Consider the following 7,507-nt stretch of genomic DNA (forward strand, 5'->3'; position numbering starts at 1 on the left):
AGAGCCACCGACAAAGGTCCCTCGCTGCGCTCGGGATGACAAAGTGCGTACAAATAGGGCCGGCTGGACCAGACTCGGGGTCCTGAGTCGGACACTCCCTGGATTGTAACGTGTCGTTGCCGCTGCTGGCGATTTGCCGGACCTCTTCAATCTTTCCCCGGACACTCCTGCATTTGAATGGGGAGGGACGCAATCCTGCTTCGTCCGGAAGGACGCTCAGGCGGCGACTTTGACCAGGCGGTCCCTGCGGCACTTCATGAGCGGCTGGATGTGCTGGCCGAACTGGTCCATGCCGGCCAGGAAGTCGTCGAAGGTCAGCATGATGCCCTTGGTCCCGGGCACGGTGGCGCATTCGTCGAGCATCTTCGCCACGCTGGCATAGGAGCCGACCAGCGTTCCCATGTTGAAGTTGATGGCCCCCTCGGGCGCGGAGATCGCCTTGGCGGTGCCGCCCTCGACCGCATTGGGATCGGCATCGGCCTGGCCCGACATCCAGGCCATCGCGCCGATGTCGGCCCCCTCGTTGTAGAGCTTCCACTTGGCCATCGCCTTCTCGTCGGTCTCGTCGGCGATCACCATCATGAGCACGTAGTTGCCGACGTCGCGGCCGGTCTTCGCGGCCGCCTCGACCATCAGCTGGTTGGTCGGCGCATGCGCCGTCGGCGTGTTCACGCCCTTGCCCAGGGTGAAGTTGTAGTTGCAGTAGGTCGCGCCGAACTCCATGCCGCGCGGGCTCTGGCCGGCGCTGACGATCTTGATCGGCGTCTTCGGCTGCGGGGAGAGCTTGCAGTCCGACATCTGGAAGTACCTGCCCTTGAAGTCGGACGTGCCGGTCTCCCAGAGCTCCTTCATCACCGTCACGAACTCGGTGGAATAGTCGTAGCGGTAGCCGAAATAGGCCTCGCCGGGCCACAGGCCCATCTGCTCGTATTCGTCCTTGGCCCAGCCCGACACGATGTTGACGCCGAACCGGCCGCTCGAGATCGAATCGATGGTCGAGGCCATGCGGGCGATGATGGCGGGCGGAATGGTCAACACCGCGACCGAGGCATAGAGCCTGATGCGCTCGGTCACCGCGGCCAGTCCCGCCATCAGGGTGAAGGATTCGAGATTGTGGTCCCAGAACTCGCTCTCACCGCCGAATCCGCGCAGCTTGATCATCGACAGGGCAAAATCGAGCCCGTAGCCCTCGGCCTTCTGCACGATCTGCCGGTTGAGATCGAAGCTCGGCATATATTGCGGCGACGTGGTGGAGATCAGCCAGCCATTGTTTCCGATCGGAATGAACACACCGATGTCCATGGAGCCCTCCTCGACTATGGGCTCCCGGCAGCAAGCGGCATGCCAGCCGGCCTGCCGGGCCCGGGCTACCCTTCCGACCGCCGCTCGGTCATCATGCGCAGAACGCGCTGAAGAAGGGGGAACGAGCGAATGGCGAAATCGCCGAACAGGCTGTCGGCCAGCGAGGCCGTGCGACGGATGGGCGAGAAGCGGCTGAAGGCCCGCGACCTCGTCGAGGCTTGCCTGGAGCGCATCGACCAGCGCGAGGGCCAGGTCCATGCCTGGGAGGCGCTTGATCCCGAAGGTGCCCGCAAACGTGCGGACCTGCTCGACAAGCGTGCCAAACCGATCGGCCCGCTGCACGGCGTGCCGCTCGCCGTGAAGGACATCATCTCGACCAGGACCATGCCCACGACCTGTGGCTCGCCGATCTATCGCGATCACGTGGCGGGCGTCGACGCCGCCTGCGTCACCCAACTCGTGAAGGCCGGCGCCCTCGTGCTCGGCAAGGCGGTCACCACCGAGTTCGCCGGCGCCCATGCCGGCAAGACTCACAACCCGCACAATCTCCGCCACACTCCGGCCGGCTCCTCCTCCGGGTCGGCGGCCGCCGTCGCCGACTTCATGGCGCCGGTCGGATACGGCACGCAGACGGCGGGCTCGGTCATCCGGCCCGGCGCCTTCAATGGCGTGGTGGCCTACAAGGGCACCTATGGCTGGGCCGACATGACGGGCGTGAAGACCTACGCCACGTCGCTCGACACGCTGGGCTTCTTCGCGCGCGAAGCCAACGACCTCGCGCTGATCCGCGCCGCCTACGGCCACGAAGCGGCCGATCCGGTCCGCGAAGGCCCGCGCATCGGCCTGATCCGCACCCCGTGGTGGGACCTGGCCGAGCCGTACAATCAGAAGAACATTCTCGAAGCGATTCGCACGTTGCGCGCCGCGGGCGCGAAAGTGCGCGAATGGCAGGCGCCGGCGGACTGGGCCGGACTGATGGAGGCGCAGCACCGCATCATGACCAAGGAGGCGACGCAGTCCTACGCGCCGGAACGCAGGCGCTTCCCGCACCTTCTCTCGCCGGTGATGCAGCAGGGCCTGGCCGACGGCGATGCGGTGACGGCCCGGCAGTATGCCGACGCGAAGAAGCGCAAGAAGACGTCGGTGGCCCAGCTCGACGACGCCTGGGAAAAATTCGACATCCTGCTGGCGCCATCTGCCAAGGGTGAGGCGCCGGCCGGCCTCGGTAGCACCGGCGACGCGATCTTCAATCGCTTCTGGACCCTGCTGGGCACGCCCTGCATTGCGCTGCCCTTCAACACCGGGCCGTTCGGCCTGCCGCTCTCCGTACAGCTCATCGGCAAGCATGGCAGCGACGACCAGCTCATCTCCTGGGCGCGCTGGGTCGAAAGCAGGCTGTCTTGACGGCGAGGCCCGCCGTCCGGCTGGGCATGATCGGCTACGGCGCCATCGGCAAGCATGTCGAGGCGGCGCTTAAGGCTGGCAGCATCGAGAACCTCAAACTGGTCGCGGCGCTGGTGAAGCGTCCGCGTTCCGAAGGGGACCTGCTGACGCACGAACCCGACCGGTTCTTCGCCCACACCTTCGACGCCGTCGCCGAATGCGCCGGGCACGAAGCCGTCCGCACGCACGGGCAGCGCGTTCTGGAAAGCGGCGCTGATTTCCTCGTGACGTCGGTTGGCGCCTTCACCAACACGACCCTGTTCGAGCGTCTGCTGGCCGTCGCCAAGGCCAATGGCGTGCGCCTCATCCTGCCGTCGGCCGGCATCGGCGCACTCGATATCCTGAGCAGCGCCGCGGTCGGCGGGCTGGAGAGCGTCACCGTCACGGTGCGCAAGGACCCGTCGGCCTGGAAAGGCACGGTAGCCGAAACGCTGGTCGATCTCGACGCGTTGAAAGCCCCGCACACCGTCTTCGACGGGCCGGTACGCGAGGGCGCCCGGCTCTATCCGCAGAACGTCAACATCTCGGCCGCCGCTGCAATCGCCGGCCTCGGCCTCGACCGGACCCGTGTCGTCATCGTGGCCGACCCCACCATCACCACTCACATCGTCGAGCTGGAAGCCAGGGGCGCCTTCGGCCGCTTCACCTTCATGGAAGACGTGGCCGTCAGCGACGAGAACCGCAAGACCGGCAAGCTGGTCGCCATGGCGATGGTCAAGTCGGTGCGCCAACTCGCGTCGACCCTGGTGGTCGCCGCCTAGCCCAACCTCATGCTGAGGAGGCTGCGCAGCAGCCGTCTCGAAGCATGGGCCACAGATCGCGACCGTGGCCCATCCTTCGAGACGGTCGCTCCGCGACCTCCTCAGGATGAGGTCAATGAATGAAGGGGAGATCAAAAATGGAAGAGTTCGACTATGTCATCGTCGGCGCCGGCGCCGCGGGCTGCGTGCTGGCCAATCGCCTGTCCGCTTCGGGCAAGAACACGGTCGCCGTCATCGAGGCCGGCGGCAAGGACAACCATATCTGGATCAAGGTGCCGGCCGGCTTCAACAAGACGGTCTACAACGATAATCTCAACTGGGGTTACGAGACGGCGCCCGGCCCGCACATCGACGGCCGCAAGATCAGGTTTCCGCGTGGAAAGGTGCTGGGCGGCTCGGGCTCGATCAACGGCCATCTCTATGTGCGCGGCCAGTCGGCCGACTACGACACCTGGGCGCAGCTCGGCTGCCGCGGCTGGTCGTGGGACGACCTGTTGCCCTTCTTCAAGCGTGCCGAGAGCCGGGTCGGCGGCAGCGATGAGGTGCGCGGCCGCTCGGGCCCGCTCAGCATCGAGGACCAGGGCGATCCGCACGACCTGTCCGATGCCTTCATGGCGGCCAACGAGGCGCTCGGGCTGAAGCGTTCCCCTGACTACAATGGCGGCAACCAGGAAGGCACGATGCTTTATCAGCAGATGATGAAGCGCGGCCGGCGCTGGAGCCCCGTCGACGCCTATCTGCGCCCCGCCCTGGGCCGGCAGAACCTGAAGGTCATCACCCGCGCGCTGGTGGAGCGGATCGACCTCGAGGGCAGGAAGGCCGTCGGCGTCACCTATCGACAGGACGGACAGACGAAGACGATCCGCGCGCGCCGCGACGTGATCCTGAGCGGCGGCGCCATCAACACGCCGCAGCTCCTGCAGATCTCCGGCATCGGCAACCCCGAGGACCTGAACGCCATGGGCGTCGCGGTGAAGCACGTTTTGCCCGGCGTCGGCCGCAACCTGCGCGACCACTATGCCGTGCGCGTCTCGGCGCTGGTGAAGGGCGCGGGCTCGCTGAACGAGCGCAGCCACGGGCTGCGGCTGGTCGGCGAGGTGATCCGCTATGCCTTCACGCGCAAGGGCCTGCTGGCGGCCAGTCCCAGCCACGCCGGCGGCTATTTCAAGACGCGGCCGGGCCTCGAGACACCCGACATGCAGCTCTATTTCGCGCCGGCCAGCTACGCGCCCGGCAGCTACGGCACCTCGGTGCTGGATTCGGTGCCCGGCATGACCTTGGGCTGCTCGCAACTGCGGCCCGAGAGCACCGGCCACGTGAAGGCACTGAGTGCCGATCCCGCGGCCAAGCCCGAGATCCAGCCCAACTATCTCGCGGTCCAGCACGATCGCGACGCGCTGCTGGCGGCGATGAAGTATCTGCGCCGCCTGATCAACACCTCACCGCTCAAGGAGCATGTGGTCGAGGAAAACCTGCCCGGCCCCGGCGTGCAGACGGACGAGCAGTGGATGGCCCATGCCCGCGCCACCGGCTCGACGACCTATCACCCAGTGGGCACCGCCAAGCTCGGCACCGACCCGATGGCCGTCGTCGATCCGCTCAGCATGCGCGTGATCGGCCTCGAGGGGTTGAGGATCGCCGACGCCTCCTGCATGCCGACCATGGTCTCGGGCAACACCTACGCCGCGACCAACGCCATCGCCGAGAAGGCGAGCGATCTGATCCCGGCGACGTAAGGGGGTTGAGGCAAGGCTCGAATCAAAGCGAACCTCCAACCACCCCTCACCCTGAGGAGCGGTCCGCAGGACCGCGTCTCGAAGGGTGGGTGCGAGCACCGCGTTTGTTACCCATCCTTCGAGACGCCGCACTGCGTGCGGCTCCTCAGGATGAGGGTGTGGGTTGGACTCGCGCTGACAAAGACTCTCCAGCTCAAACGTAGCCTGGCCCCTCGATGACCGGGTGGGCGATCAGGAACTCTTCGTCGATCTCGACGCCGATGCCGGGCTTGTCGAGCGGGCGGACGTTTCCGTCCTTGCCGATCTCCCAGGGCGCGCTGCCCAGTTCGTCGCGGAACTTGTTGGCCACCGAGAGGTCGGCCTCGAAGTAGCCGCCATTGTCGATCGACGCCAGGAAGTGGATCGACACGGCGTGATTGAGGCCGGTCATCGAACTGTGCGGATGGATCGGCAGCTTCCACATCGAGGCGGCGGCCGCGATGCGCTGCACCTCGGTGATGCCGCCGCTCTTGGAAAGATCCGGCTGCAGGATGGTGATGTTGCCGTCCTCGATGATCCGGTGGAACTCGAAGCGCGTGTAGTGGTTCTCGCCGGCCGCCAGCGGCGTCACGCCCCAGCCCTTGGCCATCGCATAGGAGCGATGGTCGTGCGCGGGGAACGGCTCTTCCAGCCAGGCGATGCCCAGCTCGTCCATCGCCGGCATCACGCGGCGCACATCCTCGACCGTGTAGCCGGTGTTGGCGTCGGTCAGCAGCACCATGTCGTCGCCGAAGCGCTTGCGCACCGCGGTCATGCGGGCGATGTCGTTCTTCACGCTGTCGCCGACCCGCAGCTTCAACGCCTTGTAGCCCGCTTCGACCATGGGTCCGGCTTCGTCGGCCAGCGATTCCGGCGCCTGGTAACCGAGCGAGATGCCGCCGGCATAGGCCGGCACCGGCTTGTTGGAGCCGCCCAGCAGCTTGTAGAGCGGCCAGCCCACGGCCTTGCCCTTGATGTCCCACAACGCCTGGTCGAGGCCGCTCATCGCCATGGCGGTGGCGGCGCCCATGCCGTGGCTGCCGAGCTGGAACTTGTAGATCCTGGCCCAGATGCCGACCGTGTCGGTGGCGTCCATGCCGACCACGAAGCCCTTCAAGGTCGTGTTGATCAGGTGCCCGATGCTGCCGGGCGAGCGCGCATGGTGGCTTTCGCCCCAGCCCACGATCCCGTCCTCGGTCGTCACCTTGACCATCACGCAGTCGCGCTTGGTCATGGTGCCGATGCCCAGCGACACCTGCAGTTCCTTGGGCACGCGATAGCTGGTCGGATAGGCCTTTACGTCGACGATTTTCATATCGGCTCCATTGTCATCCTGAGCGCAGCGAAGGATCTCACCGAACGATCAGGCAAGTCCTGTGCGGCTGGCGCAAGGTCCTTCGCTGCGCTCAGGACGACAGAGATCACGCCACCTTGTATTTCTTCAGAACCTCGCGATCGATCTCGATACCGAGGCCGGGTCCCGTCGGAACCTTCACGATACCCTTCTTCTGCTCGATCGGCTCCTGCGCCAGGTGATCGCGCAGCGGGTTGGGCGTCTGCTCGAATTCGAGCATCGGCGGCATTGGGCGGAAGGCCGGCGGCTGGTCTGGCAGCGCCGCCAGAAACTGAACCGTGGCAGCGAGGCCGATGGCCGAGCCCCAGGCGTGCGGCACGCACTCGACGCCGAAGGCTGAGGCCAGCGTCGCGATCTTGCGGCATTCCGAGAAGCCGCCGGCCGCGCAGAGATCGGGCTGCACGATGTCCATCGCCTTGCGCGCGATGACGTCGCGGAAGCCCCAGCGCGTGAAATCGTTCTCGCCGCCGGCCACCGCCATGTCGAGCGCACGCGTCACCTCGACATAGCCGTCATGATCCTCGGGGCTGATCGGCTCCTCGAACCACAATATGTCCTGTTCCTCCAGCATGCGGCCGAGCTTGATGGCGTTGGGCACCGAGAAACAGTGGTTGGCGTCGACCGCCAGCTTCACATCCGGACCGATCGCCTCGCGCACCGCGGTGACCCGCTTCGCATCGAGCTTCAGGTCGCCCAGCCCGATCTTCATCTTGATCGCCTGGAAGCCGGCGTGCTTGAACTCCAGCGCCTCCTCCACCGCCTCGTCGATCAGGCGATTCATGTCGATGAAGTAGAGACCGGTCGCGTAGGGAATCACCTCGGTGCGATAGGCGCCGCCGATCAGCTTGTGCACCGGCTTGTTCACGGCGCGGCCCATGATGTCCCACAGCGCG

General features: G+C 66.2%; 6 protein-coding genes. 3 read left to right on the forward strand and 3 right to left on the reverse strand.

The window, feature by feature from the left end; genetic code table 11:
• Positions 1-216: 216 nt before the first annotated feature.
• Positions 217-1,302 (reverse strand): pyrimidine utilization protein A, encoded by a 1,086-nt coding sequence (gene rutA / locus Q7V45_RS02565; RefSeq protein WP_304846471.1) that lies wholly within the window; start codon positions 1,300-1,302, stop codon positions 217-219.
• A gap of 129 nt (positions 1,303-1,431) precedes the next feature.
• Between rutA and Q7V45_RS02570 the strand changes: the two genes are divergently transcribed.
• The 3 genes from Q7V45_RS02570 (at position 1,432) to Q7V45_RS02580 (ending at position 5,242) form a co-directional block, all read left to right on the forward strand.
• Positions 1,432-2,706 (forward strand): amidase, encoded by a 1,275-nt coding sequence (locus Q7V45_RS02570; protein ID WP_304846474.1) that lies wholly within the window; start codon positions 1,432-1,434, stop codon positions 2,704-2,706.
• The gene (locus tag Q7V45_RS02575) at positions 2,703-3,506 is read left to right on the forward strand and encodes an aspartate dehydrogenase (RefSeq protein ID WP_304846477.1); all 804 of its coding nucleotides are present in this window, start codon (positions 2,703-2,705) and stop codon (positions 3,504-3,506) included. The genes Q7V45_RS02570 and Q7V45_RS02575 overlap by 4 nt, the downstream gene beginning before the upstream one ends.
• 137 nt (positions 3,507-3,643) lie before the next feature.
• The gene (locus Q7V45_RS02580; protein ID WP_304846480.1) at positions 3,644-5,242 is read left to right on the forward strand and encodes a GMC family oxidoreductase; all 1,599 of its coding nucleotides are present in this window, start codon (positions 3,644-3,646) and stop codon (positions 5,240-5,242) included.
• 193 nt (positions 5,243-5,435) lie between these two features.
• On the opposite strand, the gene Q7V45_RS02585 is transcribed toward Q7V45_RS02580, so the two are convergent.
• Positions 5,436-6,575: a mandelate racemase/muconate lactonizing enzyme family protein gene (locus Q7V45_RS02585; RefSeq protein ID WP_304846483.1), complete on the reverse strand. Its 1,140-nt coding sequence runs from the start codon at positions 6,573-6,575 to the stop codon at positions 5,436-5,438.
• Positions 6,576-6,681: 106 nt separating this feature from the next.
• On the reverse strand, positions 6,682-7,507 hold an 826-nt coding region (locus tag Q7V45_RS02590), incomplete at its 5' end, for a mandelate racemase/muconate lactonizing enzyme family protein (RefSeq protein WP_304846486.1).

Source organism: Reyranella sp., assembly GCF_030651995.1.
In the GTDB taxonomy this organism is placed as follows: domain Bacteria; phylum Pseudomonadota; class Alphaproteobacteria; order Reyranellales; family Reyranellaceae; genus Reyranella.

Excerpts from the sequence above, each read along its gene's own strand:
- rutA (WP_304846471.1), bottom strand. The coding sequence starts at position 1,302 with ATGGACATCGGTGTGTTCATTCCGATCGGAAACAATGGCTGGCTGATC.
- Q7V45_RS02585 (WP_304846483.1), bottom strand. The coding sequence starts at position 6,575 with ATGAAAATCGTCGACGTAAAGGCCTATCCGACCAGCTATCGCGTGCCC.
- Q7V45_RS02580 (WP_304846480.1), top strand. The coding sequence starts at position 3,644 with ATGGAAGAGTTCGACTATGTCATCGTCGGCGCCGGCGCCGCGGGCTGC.
- Q7V45_RS02570 (WP_304846474.1), top strand. The coding sequence starts at position 1,432 with ATGGCGAAATCGCCGAACAGGCTGTCGGCCAGCGAGGCCGTGCGACGG.